The following is an 18,061-nucleotide window of genomic DNA, read 5'->3' as shown; positions in this document are numbered from 1 at the left end:
TATTACTTTTTTTCTGCAATTCTCAATTTGGCACTTCTGGCTCTATTATTCAATTTGATTTCTTCATCATCCGGAACTATCAATTTTCCTACTGTATTAAAAGGAACAGAAAAATTACCATAAAAATCGCGCTCAGGCTCTCCTTCAAACATTCCATTTTTTATAAATCTTTTCACTAATCGGTCTTCCAGTGAATGATACGAAATCACGCTTAATCTTCCGCCGGGTTTCAAAATCTCAAGGGATTGCTCCAAAAACTCTTTCAAAACATCCATCTCTTGATTCACTTCGATTCGAATCGCCTGATAGATTTGAGCCAATATTTTATTTCGGACTCTTTCGGGCAAATATTTTGCCAAGACTTCTTTTAATTCATCAGTGGTTTTTATTGATCTATGCTCCCTAGCCTCGATAATTGTTCTTGCCAAAGCTGGTGCGTTTTTCAATTCTCCATAATCCAAAAATACCCTTCTCAAATTGGCATCATCATATTCATTTACCACCCGATAGGCATTCAGATCATTTTTCTGACTCATTCTCATGTCCAGTCCGGCATCAAAACGGGTCGAAAAACCTCTTTCGGCTACATCAAACTGATGGGAAGAAACACCCAAATCGCCCAAAATACCGTCCACTTCCTTTACGCCATAAAAACGCAAAAACCTTTTTATAAATCTAAAATTCTCATTAATTAATGTAAATCTTTCGTCTGGCAATGCATTTGCCAAAGCATCCTCATCTTGGTCAAAAGCAAATAATTTTCCGTTTGGCCCCAGCCTTCTCAAAATTTCTTTTGAATGACCGCCTCCTCCAAAAGTAACATCCACATAAATTCCGTCTGGATTTATATTCAAACCATCTACAGTAGGGTGAAGCAATACTGGATTATGATATTCCATTGTCGTCGTCATTTAAATTACCCATTACTTCTTCGGCTAAATCTGCAAAATCAACATCTGCACCATCTATTGATTTTTCGTACAAATCCTTATCCCAAATCTCTACAATATTAACTGCAGAAGAAAAAACCACATCTTTATAAATACTGGCAAAAACCACTAAATCTTTAGGAACCAATAATCTGCCTAATGCATCTATTTCAACCACTTTTACTCCAGCGGTAAAACGACGGATAAAATCATTGTTTTTTTTTACGAATCGATTAAGTTTGTTGATTTTTTTCATCATCAAATCCCACTCTTCCATAGGATACAATTCCAAACAGGGCTGAAATACAGAACGCTTCAAAACAAAACCGTTTTGAAGCGAGGAAGCCAATTGCTTTTTTAGGGGAGCGGGCAATAATACCCGTCCTTTTGCATCGACTTTACACTCATATGTTCCTATAATTGTGTCCAAGTGAATTGTATTAATTGTATTAAGCAAAAATATATAAAATTTTACCACAATTTACCACTATATACCACTTTGTTAATAAGTTTAACCACTTTTAGCCAAAAACACTTAGTTTATACACTATCAAGACATTAGCTATAGAATCAATAATTTGTAAGAAAGCTTATGATTTGACAAAAAACTTCATTTTTTGATTAATAAAACATATTCATAAAAACTTGAAAAAAATATTTCTTAATCGTTAAAAAAGCAACAAAAAGAGGCTCAAAAAGCATCTTACACACATGTAAGAATAAAAGGTTAAAAAATAGCCGCCAAAATTCTTTTTAATTTTTTAAACCCTATATTTGTAAAAAATTGAAATTGTTATCTTAAAACATGGAAAAATATTACAAAAAAGAAGGCAAATACGGATATTACGAAGCAGGCGAAGGAATTCCGATTGTCATCTTACATGGTTTAATGGGAGGACTTAGTAATTTTGATGCTGTTGCCAGTTATTTTTCGAATAAAGGATACAGAATCATCATCCCCGATTTACCTATTTATACTCAAAACATACTCAAAACAAACGTAAAAAGCTTTGCTGTCTATGTAAAAAACTTCATTACTTTCAAAAAATTAGATAGAGTAATTCTTTTAGGAAATTCACTTGGAGGGCATATTGCATTATACCATACTAAAATGTTCCCAGAGAAAGTATCCGGACTTGTAATCACAGGAAGTTCTGGTCTTTACGAAAGCGCTATGGGAGACAGTTATCCAAAAAGAGGTGACTACGAATACATTAAGAAAAAAGCCGAAGATGTATTTTATGATCCAAAAATAGCTACTCCAGAGCTTGTCGACGAAGTATACGCTACAGTAAATGACCGTATAAAATTAATCAAAACCCTGACTATTGCCAAAAGTGCAATTCGTCATAATATGGCCAAAGATTTACCAAAAATGCATGTACAGACTTGTATTATTTGGGGAAAAGATGACAAGGTTACACCACCAGATGTAGCCGAAGAGTTTCATAAATTACTGCCTAATTCAACTTTATACTGGATTGACAAATGCGGTCATGCCGCTATGATGGAACAGCCAGAAGAATTTAACACACATCTTGAAGACTGGCTAACTCATACCCATCTGGCAGAACATTAATCGATCGGAGAATTTTACACTCAAAAACATGAAAATTAATACTGCCGAATTCGTAATAAGCAACTCAGATGTAAGCAAATGCCCAAAGGATTTTTTGCCCGAATATGCTTTTATTGGCCGTTCCAATGTTGGGAAGTCATCATTAATCAACATGCTGACTAACCAAAAGAAACTAGCAAAGACATCCGGAAGACCAGGAAAAACACAGCTTATCAACCACTTTTTAATCAATAATAATTGGTTTCTGGTCGATTTGCCAGGTTATGGTTATGCCAAAGTTTCCAAAAAAACAAAATCAATTTTTCAGGAATTCATCACCGATTATTTTGAAAGAAGGGAACAATTGGTTTGTGCTTTTGTGCTAATTGACATTCGCCATGAAGCGCAGACAATCGACATCGAATTCATGTCATACATGGGCGAAAGCGAAATTCCGTTTTGTATTATTTTCACTAAAGCTGATAAAATCAGTAAAGTAAAAATTGACTCTCATATTGCGGCTTACAAAAAACAAATGTTTGCCAATAACTGGGCCGAAATGCCTCAGTACTTTGTCACTTCATCGACAGAATCTACAGGAAAAGAAGAACTTTTAGGCTATATAGACGAAGTCAATCAAGAAGTTTGTAAAAACAATAATCCGTTTTAAACTTGAAAAGAAACGAAAAGAGACAAATCAAACTATAGTAAAATTTGGTCTATAACTTATATATGTTTAACCCGTTGGGTGTAATTATTTGCAGTAAATAATTACACCCAACGGGTTATATTTAATAAGTTTTTATCTGTAAAATATTTTTTTTAAATAAATTTACTCATATTTGTATAAGTTTTTTTTACTCCCTCACAATCTTTAACAAAAAGATCTTAAATTATGTTTATCACAAGAAGTCAGCTAAGTGGTTGATTGATGAGCATGATTGCGAAGATTTTTAAAAATTAATATTTTAACTTTAAATTTTTAACTTTATGAAACAAATTAAAAAAATGAGTCTTTCTAATATTATTAGCAACCTTACAAGAAACGAAATGCGTAATATTATGGCTGGAAGTGGCTCAGGTTCACATACTTGCCTCTGCAATGGCAGTGACAATTCTTCGACTACCGTATCGTCCTGTGGCACTAGTGATTGCCGAAATTTTTGCGCTGGCATTGATACAACGGTTAAGAGTTGTAGTTAATAAATTGTCATGGAGCCGTTAAATGTAATTGAAGTAATTTCAAATTCAAGAAGTCGTCTCAAAACTGGAGTTTACTAAAAAAATGCATTAAGACATAAGCATTACTAAATAAGGAGTAGAAAGTCATTTTTCCTACTCCTTTTTTTATCTTACACTAATCTTTGAATACTTTTAAGATACTGGTCCAACAAAAAAAATCAATTCAAGGAACACACTGTTCTATTGTATGATTTGATAGATTTTTCCTTAATTTATGATGAGTTGACAAACAAATATTGCCATACTAATGGACGTGCGCAAAGGTTCCGTTCGAATGTTCAAGAATTTATTACTCAAAACAATTTATACTGTATCCAATCTTTGAAGTAGTAGAACTTTCCCATTTTGACAGCTTTTTAGACATGTCTTCAAAAGAAAAAGTAACGAATTCGAGTTCACTTACAAAGTTCAGAAAGTTACGATTGAATGATACAGACTTACTCAATTGAATTCATGTTCTATATGGAAGAAAGTGAAATTCAATTTTTGCATTATTTTTACCAAACTAGACAAAATTAGTAAGGTAAAATCGACACTCACATTGCCCTATTTACAAAAAATAAATGTTTACCAACACTCGTCCGAAATGTCACAATACTTTGTCACTTCTGCAACCGAATCAACAGGCAAAGAAGAATTATTAAATTATATAGACGAGGTAAACCAAGAGGTTTTTAGAAATAATTCAGAGTTTTAAAAAGACAATAATTACAATATCAAAAAAATCCCAAAGCAAAAAAAATTTAAGTTTTGAGATTTTTTTATTTCTTACTTTTAACTAAAAAGCTATTTCTTCAACTCTAATTTCTCTGCAAAATAATCACAAAAATCTAACATTGTATCCGACATTTTTTCATCATTAGTCGCTCTTTTAAAAGTTTCGGCCATGGATACTAATGTTTGGTGGAAGAAAATTTTCATTTCATCAACAGGCATATCTTTTGTCCACAAGTCAATACGCATACTTTCTTTGGCTTTGCTGTCCCAAACATTCAGCATAATAGCTTTGGATTCTGAAAGTTCTATTCCGCCGTCTTGTGCAGTCCAAAAAAGTTTTTCCGGTACACGGTTTTCGTCTAATTCGACTAAAAATTTAATTTCTGAGGTATTTTTATCTGACATTATTTCTTGGGTTTGTATTTTGATTTTTCGAAAATTTCTTTAGGATCCATTTTTAACATCTGATCCAGCTTAATATCATTATTTTCCATAAATGATCTAATAATCTGCCAGCCTATCCAAGAACCGACTTGTCCTGGAGAATCATTGTCTATTTCCAGATAAAATTTTGAAAACGGCGATGGATCAATAAAACGGGAAGCTAACTTTTGTTCATCACTAAAAAGCATTTCCCTTTCAATGAAATATCGCCAAATATAAGATTCATTTTCTTGGCACCAAACAATTTGCTCCGGTGTGTAGCCCATTTTTTCGGCGTCACTGTAATCCGGGAGCAAAATATCTTTTAAGTAGAGTTCTTTACCAAAATAAATCATTTGGGACAACAAATTCTTATTCATTGGAGGAGCAATTTTTCCTGATGAAAAACTCTTCACAACATCGGGCATCATTTGTCTTTCTTCAAAATTTTGTTTCAGGTATTTTGGAAAAGTATAAAACTTATGATCTTTTCCTAAGTACAATTCTAACGAAATTATAATTAATGAATCGGCATAAATTGCTTTATTGTTATAATCCATATCCGAAATTAGCGTAATAACTTTTGGAGTTTTGGTCTTTGGAAAATAATACTTCATGTGCTGTACCAGCTTCTCCACCTCATTTTGAATACCTTCGGCTGATGGATATTTTTTTTCAACTTCAGTATATACTTCTCTCCAAATTGGCGCCTGCATTTTGTTCAGCCAAACGCTGTCATTAATCTGTTGCGGGAAAAAATAAGGATATTGTTTTTTTAATTTCTGCAAATCCTTCGGAGATGTTTCAAAAAACTGTTTATCAAAACGCTCGACCTTAACATCATCTGCCGGTGTTTCTTCAATAGCTTTTTCGACTTTACTTTTTTGGTCACAAGACACAAACAGCAGACAAAAAACAACAGGCAATAGAAAAAATTTCATATATAATTATTTATTTATCAATTTTTAAAAAGGTTTTGAATGAAATTCGTAAATCTTCATAGGCATTTTCATCCTATATCAAACATATTCTATCGGATTATATTATTTTATTTAAATTTGTTACCAATGGAATTCTAAAGACCTTGCATTCATTTTTTTTGCAAATATACATTCCTGCTTTTTAAAACTTAAACTATTATGACTAAAAAAAGAACCCTTCAAATCGAAAAAGTAAACACTCATATTGTCGAATGGCTAAAAAGCTATGCTGAAAATTCAAAAGTCAACGGATTTGTAATTGGAATTTCAGGGGGAGTAGATTCGGCAGTAACCTCAACACTCTGTGCCCAAACAGGTTTGAAAGTAATTTGCGTTGAAATGCCTATCCATCAAGCTCCAAGTCAAGTTTCAAGAGCCAAAGAACATATTGAACAATTAAAAAACAGATTCCCAAATGTAACCAATGCCGTTGCTGATTTAACTTCTGTTTTTGAAACATTCAAAAAAGAAGTTCCTACAATTAGTAACGAAGCTGCCGTAAATTTATCGCTTGCTAACACCCGTGCCCGTTTACGAATGACTACTTTGTACTATTTTGCAGGTATCCATGGCTTATTAGTGGCTGGAACAGGAAATAAAGTAGAAGATTTTGGAGTAGGTTTCTATACAAAATACGGAGATGGCGGCGTTGATTTGAGTCCAATAGCCGATTTAATGAAATCTGAAGTATACCAATTAGGAGCCTATTTAAAAATTCCGGATTCTATATTAACAGCCTCACCCACAGATGGATTATTTGGTGACGACCGAACAGATGAAGATCAATTGGGCGCAAGTTATGACGAATTAGAATGGGCAATGAATACAAATGAGTCAAAAATTGACGCAAATACATTTACAGAACGTCAAAAAAATGTTTACGAAATTTACAAAAAACTCAATAAAAACAACCAGCATAAAATGAATCCAATACCTGTTTGCATAATAAATTGTTAAAAAAAAATAATTTGTCCGAAAAATTAGACTTATATAAAAATATTTTTTTAATTTTATATCTTCAAAAACAATCCTAAAACTAAATACCATGATTAAAGTTTGTTTAGCAGATAACTATCCTGTAGTACATTTTGGAATAAAATCGTACTTCAAAGACCATTCGGACATTTCTATTGTTGCCAATGTTGGTAACTTCGCAATGGTAAAAGACATCCTTCTTACAAAAGAAATAGATGTTCTTGTATTAGATCTAGAGCTTGAAGGACTTTCAAGCATTTTCGAAATCAAATCGGTTTTGAAAAATTTTCCAAAAACAAAAATTGTTTTTTACAGCGGACTCTCAGAACAGATTTACGCTCCAAATGCCATCAAAGCAGGAGTTTCTGGATTTGTTCACAAAACTGAAAAGCTGGAAACTTTGGGTCAGTCGATCATCAAAGTAAACCAAGGCAAAATCATCATGAATGAAGCTGTTATGAAAAACATTGCTTTGATTGCAAAACAAAGCAAAAGCGAACGTTTGTACAGAAAACTTTCCAATCGTGAAGTTGAAGTACTGCGTTATTTAAGCGATGGTAAGAAAAACCACGAAATCGCTGAAATCTTATCACTTAACGAGAAAACAATCAGTACTTACAAACTACGATTGTTGACCAAATTAAACGTTACAAATCTGGTAGATTTAGTAAATAAAGCTAAAACTTTAGAAATCGTTTAACTATAGCGTGACATTACTCTTCCTAATTTTTTTGAAAAAGAATTAATTAGTTTGTAGTAATCCATTGCTAAAGACATTGACTCTGTATTATCTGAACCTGGTTCATTTGATACAGAGTTTTTTAATTCGTCTATAATTTTATCAACCAAATACCAACGCATCGTCAAAATAGTTTCCGACACATATTGGCTGATCGTTTCGTTTTTGGTTTTAGGAACAATATTTTGCCCTTCCCAATTGTGCAGTACCAATCGCTCGTCTTCCATTAATATATCTGTCACTTCCTGAGCAAAATCAGAATTTAAATGCATTAAATATTTTTCAAATTCTAAATTTTCATTCTGAAGGAAATATTGAATTAAGTCATTAAAAATATCACGGAATAAAGGATTAGCCAATTCCACTTCATCTTCCTGCAAACTCAGATAAATCCTTTGGTAAACCTTATATTCTTTCTTTTCGGTTACAGTTTCGATTTCACCGGATTCATTTGTTTTAAGGTAATCATCTTCAAACTCCTCGGTTTTATTGCCATACAATAAAAGAATCTCAATTATTTTACGCTCCAAACGATACAAAACATCAATTTTTGCAGCTTGAACAGGATTTTCATTTTTTACAATTTCAAAAGCTTTCTGCTCTTGTTTTGCTTTTTTCCCTACTTCGGCAACATCTTTTTGAACTAACTGCGCCAAAGTACTCGTTAAAACCTGCTCAGAAATATCCATTATTCTGGAACATTCCTGTATATAAATTTCTCTCTGGATTCTATCCGGAATTTTAGAAATACTCTGTACCATATCCCGAATCAAATCGGCTTTCTTAACAGGATCATTTTTTGCATCATTCATCAAGAGAGACGCTTTGAACTGAATAAAATCCTTTGCATTGTTATCCAGATAGGCTACTAAATCTTCATAAGGCGTTTTCTTGGCAAAACTATCAGGATCTTCTCCATCAGGGAATGCACAAACTTTTACGTTCATTCCTTCTTCAAGAATTAAATCAATTCCACGAATAGAAGCGCGAAGTCCTGCCGCATCACCGTCAAAAAGAACGGTAATATTTTTGGTCAGCCTATTGATTAATCGAATTTGATCTGGCGTAAGAGCAGTTCCCGATGAGGCCACCACATTCTCAATACCCGCCTGATTAAATTGAATAACATCAGTATACCCTTCAACCAAAAAACAATTATTCAGTTTGGCGATCGACTGTTTCGCTTGAAAAATACCATACAGCACTTTACTTTTATGGTAAATCTCACTCTCAGGCGAGTTCAAATATTTGGCTGCTTTTTTATCATTGGTCAAAATTCGGCCACCAAAACCAAGTACTCTTCCAGACATACTTTGAATAGGAAACATCACCCTGCTTTTGAATCGGTCAAAAGGACGGTCCTCTCTTGCAATAGTCAATCCAGTACTCTCAAGAAACTCCATTTTATATCCTTTTCCTAATGCTTCTTTTGTAAAAGCATCCCAAATTTCCGGGGAATATCCCAAAGCAAATTTCTTGATAGTCTCATTAGTAAAACCACGCTCTTTAAAATAAGAAAGCCCGATAGCTTTGCCTTCTTCAGTGTTTAAAAGTGTCGTATGAAAATATGTTTTTGCAAATTCAGAAACCAAATACATACTTTCACGAACATCCGTATTTAATTTTTCTTCGTCAGTCTGTTCGGTTTCCTCAATCTCAATATTGTATTTTTTGCCTAAATAACGAATGGCTTCCGGATAAGTAAAATGTGAATGTTCCATCAGGAAAGCAACGGAATTACCTCCTTTCCCAGAACTGAAATCTTTCCATATCCCTTTTGCCGGCGAAACCATAAAAGATGGAGAACGCTCATCTGAAAAAGGGCTTAGCCCCTTAAAATTACTTCCTGCTCTTTTTAACTGTACAAAATCTCCAATAACCTCCTCTACTCGAGCGGTTTCAAAAACAGTATCTATGGTTGCTTGTGATATCAAAATTTATGAGAATATTTAATGCTATTTCCTTCGAAAATTCGAACAGTTACAAAAATACATAAATCAAACTTTATAATTAAAAATAAAAAAAAGTGCTTCATCTCTGAAACACTTTTTTATACTAAAAACTTAACTAATTACTAATTAAAATCGAAACGAAGTCCTAACGAAATATTATTTTGATCAACGGTATTATTTTCAAATAAAGGCTGTAAATCGTATTTTAAATATATACTCGTCTCCTTGTAGCCAACATACGTACTCAATCCATAATTAAAATCATTTACATTATAATTTCCTTTGGTTTTTTGCTCCACATCATTTCCGCTGGCATCGTCAAAGTAAAGTATTTGTTTTGATTTCACTCTAAACCCGGCATACCCACCCAAGCCAACTCGCACACTTTTGTGAGTTCTAAAATAATTAGCATCATCACGTATTTCTTTCTTTGTAAAATCAAACTCTAAATGCAGAGGCACCATGACATACACATTTCTAAACCTGGACTCTTCTAAATGTACAGTACTTGTTACTAAATCAGTTTGTGCGCCATTTTTAACAAAGTAACGGTCACCCGTTGGGCGCAGATTATTATACATCAAGGACATTCCGTATTTAAAATGCAGCAGATTGTCTTCTTTCAAAATTCTTGTGTTGTATGTAAGCCCCCATTCGTAAAAGTGCGATTTCCAATATTTGAAATCCGAGTGAGCCACTTGTTGGTCGGTTACCAAATTATTTGCACCAAATGCAAATACAAACTGGGAAGTAGTCCTTTTTTCGCCATTAGAACACTTCTTATGAGAAAAAAAATCTTTATCGATATGAACAGTAATGGTTTTAGAACTGTCTATGTTTTTAATTTTTCCGTCCACTTTATCCTGAACCAACACATGCAGTTCCTCTTCCAGCTTAGCTACTTTCTCCTCTATCAGTTTTGCACGGGCTTCTGCCAAAACTTTCTTCTTTTCATCAGCTTCTTCATTTGTAAGCTTCCCTTGGACTAACTGCTCATTTACAGCTTCAACTTCAGCTTTCAATTCTTTTTTTTCTTCTTTTACAATGGTTTCTATCTTTGAGGCTATGTCTTTGGCCTTGCTTTCAAATGATTCCTGAGCCTGCATTTGCTTCACGAAAAGACACACGAATATTGCTAAGTAAATTTTAAAATTTCTCATGTTTGTTTGTTTTTAAATGTGATTGATGATTTATTCTGAATTTCGATTGCTCAAAGCTAATTTAACTGCTTTAAAATTCTGATTTACAGTTTTAATTGCTTTCTCTCTAAAAGTAAGATCTAATTCGCCATCAACTTGAGTAAGCAATTCATTCGAATTTACTTTGACATTAGATTTGGCGGCCATAGAACTCTTTTTTGGAGAGGTATTATCTACCGATGCTAATAGTTCGTCAACATTAACATAGCTAGATTTGTGCAGAACTGTTTTCTGTTCCGCTTTTTGATTGATGATTGGTATTATTGGTTCCTGAATAATTTCTTTCTCTGCAACTTGAATTGCTGCATTGGATAAAACGCTATCGGAATCAACCTCCGATTTTGTTTCTGCTGATGCTAATTGCTTTTCAATTCTTTTTGTCACTTCAACACTTTTTGATAAATTATTTTTTGCAGGCGCAGCTTTTATTTCAGGAATAACTTTGGGCTCATTAACTGCAATCGTATCATTATCAATAAATATATTTTTATTTTTTTGATTAAAATACAAATTTCCTATTAGCAAAAAACCAAAAAGACTTGCTGCAAAATACATCCATTTAAAATTGCGTTTTGGTTTTTCCGAAACAGTGAGCATAGCGTCCAATCTGTCCCAAGAAGCTTTTGAAGGATTAATTTCCCTTGCATTAATCTTTTCTTTAAATTGATTTTCTATGGCACTTTTTTTCATGGCATTATATTTTTTCCTCAAGAATACTTCTCTTTATTTTTTAAAACACAAATTTGATCTTTCAAAATTCTTCGCGCATGAGCAAATTGCGATTTGGAAGTACCTTCATGAATATTCAGCATACTTGCGATTTCTTTGTGTTTATACCCTTCAATAACAAATAAATTAAAGATGATTTTATATCCATCCGGTAAACTGTCTATTAAACTTTGAATGTCTTCTATAGAAAACTGACTATCCGTTTCACCGTCTGCTTCTTCAAAACCTACTGAATCATCTATAAAATGCACTTTCTTTTGAACCCTAATGAAAGAAATGCACTCATTAATCATCGTTCTCCTAATCCAGCCTTCAAAACTTCCTTTATTTTCAAATCTTCCCAAATTGACAAACACTTTCATGAAAGCGGTAATCATAACATCTTCTGCCAATTGCAAATCTTTTATGTACTGTCGGCAAACGCTTAACATCTTTGGTGAATATTTGGAATAAATGCATTGTTGCGCCTGTCGGTTGTTTTTGACAGCCAATGCAATTATTTCATTTTCTTCCTGATGTAAATTAATTACTTTCAAAATCTTTAATAAAGTGTTTCTATAAGTATAGACGAGAATTAAACCAAAAAGGTTGCATGGCTTTAAAAAAAAGTTAAAATAAAAGTACGATTTATTCAGACAAATACCTCAAACAACTATTTATCAAAAACTTAACTTCAATAAATAATTAATGATTAGCTTGGATTCATGCTTACACTATAAAATAAATAAACTTGGGATTTGTTTTAAAAATTTACTTTACCGCTGATTATTGCTTTTCAGTATACCAAAAAACTAATCACTTTTCACTGAATAATGAAATGCATTAAGAAACAGCTATTACTTCTTCCTTTCGATAACGTAGTTAACCATTAGAATAAGTGCCACTTTATAGTCGGATTCGGGGTAATCATTTAGCAGTTGTAGTGCTTCCTGCTGAAATTCCACCATTTTATTTTCGGCATAAGCCAAACCATGATTGTCTTTTACAAAAGTGATCACTTCTTTAACTCTTTTTTTATCCTTGTTGTGGTTTTTTATCGAATTGATAAGCCAGCTTTTTTCTTTTGGAGTACAATTATTAAGAACATGTATAAGAGGCAAGGTCATTTTTTGTTCTTTAATATCGATTCCTGTGGGTTTTCCAATGGCTTCTTCTGAATAATCAAACAAATCATCTTTGATTTGAAAAGCCATTCCGATGAGTTCGCCAAATTTTCTCATGTTCTCTACCTGAATCTCGTCTTCCACAACAGATCGTGCACCAAGAGCGCAACAAGCGGCAATAAGAGTAGCCGTCTTTTTTCGAATGATTTCATAATAAATGGCTTCTGTAATATCAAGTCTCCTTGCTTTTTCAATTTGAAGCAATTCCCCTTCGCTCATTTCTCGGACAGCGACTGAAATAATTTTCAATAAATCAAAATCACCATGATCTATGGAAAGCAATAATCCTTTGGACAACAAATAATCACCAACCAATACGGCAATTTTGTTTTTCCAAAGTGCATTAATAGAGAAAAAGCCTCTTCGCCTGTTACTGTCATCAACCACATCGTCATGAACTAATGTTGCGGTGTGAATCAGTTCAATTACGCAAGCTCCTCTATATGTTCTCTCATTGACAGTTCCTTTGGATACCATTTTTGCCATCAGGAAAACAAACATAGGTCTCATTTGTTTTCCTTTTCTATTGACAATGTAGTAAGTAATACGATTTAAAAGTGCCACTTTAGAAGTCATCGATTCGTAGAACTTTTTTTCAAAAAGTTCCATTTCATTAACTATTGGCTGTTTTATTTGTGTAGTGATATTCATTTGAATGCCAAATATACTATTTTAAATAAAAAAACGTCAATCATTTATTCTAAGTGTAATTAAATTATTGTTATTTCCGTTCAGATGCATTATCACCATTTGTCAGTTGGACATCTAAGCTTCTTTATTGGCCAATTGTCCACAGGCCGCATCAATATCCTTACCACGGCTTCTTCTCACTTTTACCACAATCCCGATGGCTTCCAGTGCTTTTATGTACGCATTTATCGATTCTTCGGAAGCTTGCTGAAATTCTCCGTCGTCAATTGGATTATATTCAATCAGGTTAACTTTACAGGGAACATATTTGCAGAATTTTACTAAGGCATCAATCGAAGCTTTATCATCATTGATTCCTTTCCAAACTACATACTCATAAGATATCTTGGACTTTGTTTTTCGGTACCAATATTCCAACGCTTCACGTAAATCGGCTAAAGGAAAATTTTCGCTGAACGGCATGATTCTGGAACGAATGCTGTCTATGGCGGAGTGCAACGAAACTGCTAATTTGAATTTTACTTCATCATCAGCCAATTTTTTTATCATTTTAGGAATCCCCGAAGTCGAAACCATAATGCGTTTTGGAGACATCCCCAATCCTTCTGGAGAAGTAATCATTTCTATAGCCTTCAAAACATTACTGTAATTCATGAGTGGCTCTCCCATTCCCATAAAAACAATATTTGACAAAGGATGATTATGATAGAGTCTGCTTTCTTTATCGATGGCAATAACTTGGTCGTAAATTTCGGCGGGTTCCAAGTTACGCATACGCTTTAACCTTGCGGTAGCACAAAAATTACAATCCAAACTACAACCTACCTGACTCGATACACAAGCTGTAGTTCTGGTTTGGGTAGGAATCAAGACACTTTCCACCACCAATCCATCATGTAACCGAACGGCATTTTTAACCGTTCCGTCTTCACTGCGCTGCATCGTATCCACTTTGATATGATTAATAACAAAATGATTTTCCAGCATGGCGCGGGTACTTTTGGCCACATTGGTCATATCCTCAAAACTATGTGCCCCCTTGCTCCATAACCACTCATAAACTTGATTGCCTCGAAATGCTTTGTCACCATTAGTTACAAAAAAATCTCTCAGCTGGTCTTTGGATAATGCCCGTATGTCTTTTTTCTCAATTTGCATGGCGCAAATTTAGTGACTATTTGTTGAAATGTTGTTTTGATAACAAAATTTTAAATTAACGCTATTCAAATACTGTTTATCCTTTTTAAACTTTTTTTATCTATCTGCCGATTCCTCAATAAAACTATGTCTTATAATTTCATTTGAATCATGCCTAAAAAATCACATCGATAACTTAAAATGTTAAAAAACAAACAGTTGATTTACTTTAAAGGCTTATGCAGGAAATACAATACAATTTGGAATCAAAACAAAAAAAAAATCAAAAAAAATCAAAAAAAGTCTGCTTGATTAAAATTCATATAAAGGACAATAATGTCTTTTTTGTTCCAAACGCACTAAAAGACCTTAAACTCCCATATACACAGGCAGTTAGCAATTTTAATCATTTAAAAATAAGAAGAAAAAAAATAAGAAGAAAACGATATAATTAGCAATTATGCCGTATCGTTAAGAAAAATACAATTTTTATACTTCGATTAACATGATTTTTATCATATCCTTAGCTTCGATTCCGTAATACATTTGTATAAGTAAAAATAAAGAAACGATTTTGATACAAAATCTAAATGTTAACAGAAATGCTTTATTACAATTATTTTAAAAGAAAAATTATGAAATCAACACTTAAAACAATTATTGCATCAATAGCATTACTTGCAATGGTCCTATCAGCAAACGCACAAAAAAGTTACACTTTAGACGCAAAAACAAATTTTTCAGTACTTGGAACTTCAACACTTCATGATTGGGAAATGCAATCAGCCTCAAAAACAGGAACAGCGAATCTTACCGTGGCCGATTCAAAATTAACAGATATTAACAGCATCGATATTACTCTACCAGCTGAAAGCATTAAAAGCGAAAAAAAGAGTATGGATAAAGTAGCTTATGAGACTTTAAAAACTGACAAATTCAAAAATATCAAATATGTTTTAAAATCTGCTGAAAAAGTAAATGAGACTACTTGGAATCTTACCGGCACCTATACCATTGCAGGAGTTTCCAAAGTATTAAAAACACAAGTAAAAACAACTGTTACAAACGGAACAGTAAACTTACAGGGATCAAACAAAATAAAATTCGCCGAATTTGGCATGAAATCTCCGACGGCCATGTTTGGAGCAATAAAAACAGGAGAAGACTTAACAATAAAATTCAACTTAAATTTTAATTAAATACCATAACCATGAGAAAAATTTATTTCTTAGCCGCAGGTCTATTAACCATGGCCGCAGCAAACGCTCAAGTATCATTTGGGCAAATGCAAAATCAAATTTCAAGAAGCAAAGATGGAATCAACGTTTTTGATGTACAAAAAGACGATAAAGAATTCAATGGAATCAGCGTTGATTTAGGAGGTGCTTTCAATATGGATTTCCAGGCAATAAATTCGTTCAATGACCAGCCTGCAAATTTTCCGGCACCTTCAAAAATTACAGGATATCGATTAATGAATACTGAAAATAATTTCGTTCTTCCAGCAGCTGATATGACTATTGGAGCCCAATTGTTTGATGGTGTAAGAGTAAATCTAGATATTTATTTAGCTTCAAGACACCACAATGATACTTATGCAAGAGGTGGATATTTACAAATTGACAAGCTAGACTTCATCAAAAAATACTTCCTTGCAGATATCATGAAATACGCTACAATTAAAATCGGACAAATGGAGAACAACTACGGTGATGCTCACTTTAGAAGTTCCGACAACGGCAGCACACTTAGAAATGCATTCGTTGGAAACAACATCATGAATGCATTCAGTACTGAGATGGGTATTGAAGTATATTACAACAGAAACGGATTGGTAAGCATGTTGGGTGCTACAAATGGAAATTTAAATCAAGGCACACAAGAAGTTTTTTATACTGCTGGTCCTGATACAAATACGGCAGTTAGCCCAACAATATTGGCCAAACTTGGTTATGACAAACAAATCGACAAAGATTTGAGAGTTAGACTTACAGGTTCTTACTACCATAATGCAAACTTGGGTAACTCAAATATATATTCATCTTCTAGATCGGGATTTGGTTTTTGGGGTGTATTAAACAATAACGCTTATAAAAATAACGGTGTTGATGTTGCTGGCAGTTATAATTCAACTTCCACACCAGAAGCAACCTTCAACCCTAACTTCAAAAACTGGGCTACTTCAATCATGATCAACCCATTTGTAAAATACAAAGGCCTTGAATTCTTTGGAACTGCCGAACTAGCTTCGGGAGGAGATAAAGCAGGTGTTGACGACAAGCGTACTGCTAACCAATATGCTGGAGAGGTTATTTACAGATTTGGAAAAACAGAACAATTCTATATCGCCGGAAAATACAATACTGTATCTGGGAAACTGGCTAATGCAGATGCAAAAAAAGTTACTGTAGACAGATTTGAATCAAGCATTGGTTGGTTCATGACTAAAAACATTGTAGCAAAATTAGATTATGTTAATCAAAACTATAGAGATTACACACAATTTATTGGAAACGTGCCTACTGGAAACGCCAATAATTTTTATGGAGGTAAATTCAACGGCCTAGTGTTTGAAGCAGCAATTTCATTCTAATAAGGCATTTCATTCTAACAAATGAGACAATTAGTAATTACAATAATGGGTTTGGCACTTTTCCTTTCATTAGGAAGTGCTAAACCCATTTCTTCATTAATTGAACCAAACATTATCATTATTGACAGACTCGAAATAGAAATACTTGGAAATTCTACAATAGGCAAGTACAGCTGTTCCAATTCTTTTCCATACCGAGATACCATCTATTTAAATTCAAATACTAAAAACAGTTTAAAATCTGAAATTTCAATGAGTAATTTTGATTGTGGCAACAGAATCATGAACAAAGACCTTAAAACTACCGTTAAAGCAACCAAGTTCCCAAGAAGCACCGTAACCATTACCAACATAAAACCATTTGGAACCAATTATAAATGCGTTTTGAATTTTCGCATAACCGACAAAACTCTTTCCTATCAAAATATGATTTTAAAAACTGCCCAACAATCTTTAGAAGGTACTGTAGCAGTAAATTTTTCGGACATTGCACTTGAGCCTCCAACAAAAATGGGTGGTATTATAAAAGTAAAGGATGAATTTGTGATTCATTTCAATCTGCATACTTTATAATTCGATTTATCTTTCATTTTATTTCTTACCAGCTCCTGATTGAAACAAAAGTTTTTATTAGGACTTTTTTGTTTTAAAACAGTTATTTAAAACATATCTTATTTTGCAAAACTTGACCTTCTAAAGCAAATTCTCCAAAATATTTCAATGGCATATCTCAAAAAATCATAAGTCTTTAGCACATAGTATTTTAATTATAACAATTTTAGATATTAAAATCTTCGCTCTTTTTTACAAAATCTGGCAAATCGGTGAAACTGAAAATTAAAAAAAGATCAAAAATGTTAAAAACCCAGAAAATATTTAGCAATATTATAACTACATTTTACTTTTTAACATTTCTTTTATTAATTTTACTTCAATCCTAATCCGAAAAAACAAACCCTCATATCGGATTAATTAAAATGAAACTCTTATCAAGAAAAATATTCAAATCATTTTTTTTGATAAACCAAAAGTAAAATTATGTTTTTAACTTCTGAAAGTAAAATATAATTACAT

The 18,061-nt window shown here is 33.1% G+C and carries 17 protein-coding genes and 1 pseudogene; 8 read left to right on the top strand and 10 right to left on the bottom strand.

Annotated elements, in window-relative coordinates; all coding sequences use genetic code 11:
- Positions 1-2: 2 nt before the first annotated feature.
- Positions 3-911, bottom strand: coding sequence for a 16S rRNA (cytosine(1402)-N(4))-methyltransferase RsmH (rsmH, locus tag AC1DVP_RS05170; RefSeq protein WP_477182466.1), 909 nt, complete (start codon positions 909-911; stop codon positions 3-5).
- Positions 886-1,359 (bottom strand): division/cell wall cluster transcriptional repressor MraZ, encoded by a 474-nt coding sequence (locus AC1DVP_RS05165; protein WP_477182465.1) that lies wholly within the window; start codon positions 1,357-1,359, stop codon positions 886-888. Before AC1DVP_RS05165 ends, rsmH begins: the two co-directional genes overlap by 26 nt.
- Positions 1,360-1,734: 375 nt before the next feature.
- Between AC1DVP_RS05165 and AC1DVP_RS05160 the strand changes: the two genes are divergently transcribed.
- The 3 genes and pseudogenes from AC1DVP_RS05160 to AC1DVP_RS05150 form a co-directional block, all read left to right on the top strand.
- On the top strand, positions 1,735-2,508 hold the full coding sequence (locus AC1DVP_RS05160) for an alpha/beta fold hydrolase (RefSeq protein ID WP_477182464.1): 774 nt from the start codon (positions 1,735-1,737) through the stop codon (positions 2,506-2,508).
- Between the two features lie 28 nt (positions 2,509-2,536).
- Entirely contained in the window at positions 2,537-3,157 is a 621-nt protein-coding gene (gene yihA / locus AC1DVP_RS05155) for a ribosome biogenesis GTP-binding protein YihA/YsxC (protein WP_477182463.1), read from the top strand.
- 761 nt (positions 3,158-3,918) lie between these two features.
- Positions 3,919-4,175, top strand: a pseudogene (locus tag AC1DVP_RS05150) (transposase); the annotation flags it as partial.
- Between the two features lie 340 nt (positions 4,176-4,515).
- Here the strand turns inward: AC1DVP_RS05150 and gldC are convergent.
- Complete coding sequence (gene gldC / locus AC1DVP_RS05145; RefSeq protein ID WP_100432018.1) at positions 4,516-4,851, bottom strand: gliding motility protein GldC; 336 nt, start codon at positions 4,849-4,851, stop codon at positions 4,516-4,518.
- Complete coding sequence (gene gldB, locus AC1DVP_RS05140) at positions 4,851-5,810, bottom strand: gliding motility lipoprotein GldB (protein WP_477182462.1); 960 nt, start codon at positions 5,808-5,810, stop codon at positions 4,851-4,853. The genes gldC and gldB overlap by 1 nt, the downstream gene beginning before the upstream one ends.
- Before the next feature lie 198 nt (positions 5,811-6,008).
- Here gldB and nadE point away from each other — a divergent pair, with 198 nt between their 5' ends.
- Together nadE and AC1DVP_RS05130 are read left to right on the top strand one after the other, a co-directional pair.
- Positions 6,009-6,806, top strand: coding sequence for an NAD(+) synthase (gene nadE / locus AC1DVP_RS05135; protein ID WP_477182461.1), 798 nt, complete (start codon positions 6,009-6,011; stop codon positions 6,804-6,806).
- Between the two features lie 88 nt (positions 6,807-6,894).
- On the top strand, positions 6,895-7,524 hold the full coding sequence (locus tag AC1DVP_RS05130) for a response regulator transcription factor (RefSeq protein WP_100432021.1): 630 nt from the start codon (positions 6,895-6,897) through the stop codon (positions 7,522-7,524).
- Here the strand turns inward: AC1DVP_RS05130 and dnaG are convergent.
- From dnaG to rlmN, 6 genes are all read right to left on the bottom strand, one after another.
- Positions 7,521-9,497: a DNA primase gene (gene dnaG, locus AC1DVP_RS05125; protein ID WP_477182460.1), complete on the bottom strand. Its 1,977-nt coding sequence runs from the start codon at positions 9,495-9,497 to the stop codon at positions 7,521-7,523. The two genes, AC1DVP_RS05130 and dnaG, sit on opposite strands and share 4 nt — an antisense overlap.
- Before the next feature lie 140 nt (positions 9,498-9,637).
- Positions 9,638-10,675 (bottom strand): hypothetical protein, encoded by a 1,038-nt coding sequence (locus tag AC1DVP_RS05120; RefSeq protein ID WP_477182459.1) that lies wholly within the window; start codon positions 10,673-10,675, stop codon positions 9,638-9,640.
- Between the two features lie 30 nt (positions 10,676-10,705).
- The gene (locus AC1DVP_RS05115; protein WP_477182458.1) at positions 10,706-11,404 is read right to left on the bottom strand and encodes a hypothetical protein; all 699 of its coding nucleotides are present in this window, start codon (positions 11,402-11,404) and stop codon (positions 10,706-10,708) included.
- Between the two features lie 17 nt (positions 11,405-11,421).
- A complete protein-coding gene (locus AC1DVP_RS05110) occupies positions 11,422-11,979 on the bottom strand; it encodes an RNA polymerase sigma factor (protein ID WP_477182457.1) in 558 nt (185 codons plus the stop codon).
- 300 nt (positions 11,980-12,279) lie between these two features.
- The gene (locus AC1DVP_RS05105; RefSeq protein WP_477182456.1) at positions 12,280-13,257 is read right to left on the bottom strand and encodes a polyprenyl synthetase family protein; all 978 of its coding nucleotides are present in this window, start codon (positions 13,255-13,257) and stop codon (positions 12,280-12,282) included.
- A 114-nt stretch (positions 13,258-13,371) separates the two neighbouring features.
- Complete coding sequence (gene rlmN / locus AC1DVP_RS05100; RefSeq protein ID WP_477182455.1) at positions 13,372-14,415, bottom strand: dual-specificity RNA methyltransferase RlmN; 1,044 nt, start codon at positions 14,413-14,415, stop codon at positions 13,372-13,374.
- Positions 14,416-15,029: 614 nt separating this feature from the next.
- Between rlmN and AC1DVP_RS05095 the strand changes: the two genes are divergently transcribed.
- From AC1DVP_RS05095 to AC1DVP_RS05085, 3 genes are read left to right on the top strand one after another with little or no spacing between them, the layout of a single operon-like run.
- Positions 15,030-15,593: a YceI family protein gene (locus AC1DVP_RS05095; RefSeq protein ID WP_477182454.1), complete on the top strand. Its 564-nt coding sequence runs from the start codon at positions 15,030-15,032 to the stop codon at positions 15,591-15,593.
- 11 nt (positions 15,594-15,604) lie between these two features.
- Complete coding sequence (locus AC1DVP_RS05090; protein WP_477182453.1) at positions 15,605-16,987, top strand: hypothetical protein; 1,383 nt, start codon at positions 15,605-15,607, stop codon at positions 16,985-16,987.
- Positions 16,988-17,008: 21 nt separating this feature from the next.
- The gene (locus AC1DVP_RS05085; RefSeq protein WP_477182452.1) at positions 17,009-17,560 is read left to right on the top strand and encodes a YceI family protein; all 552 of its coding nucleotides are present in this window, start codon (positions 17,009-17,011) and stop codon (positions 17,558-17,560) included.
- Positions 17,561-18,061 lie beyond the last annotated feature (501 nt).

The sequence above is a fragment of the Flavobacterium sp. P3_A6 genome (assembly GCF_056403035.1).
This window is presented reverse-complemented; position numbering and strand designations above follow the sequence as displayed.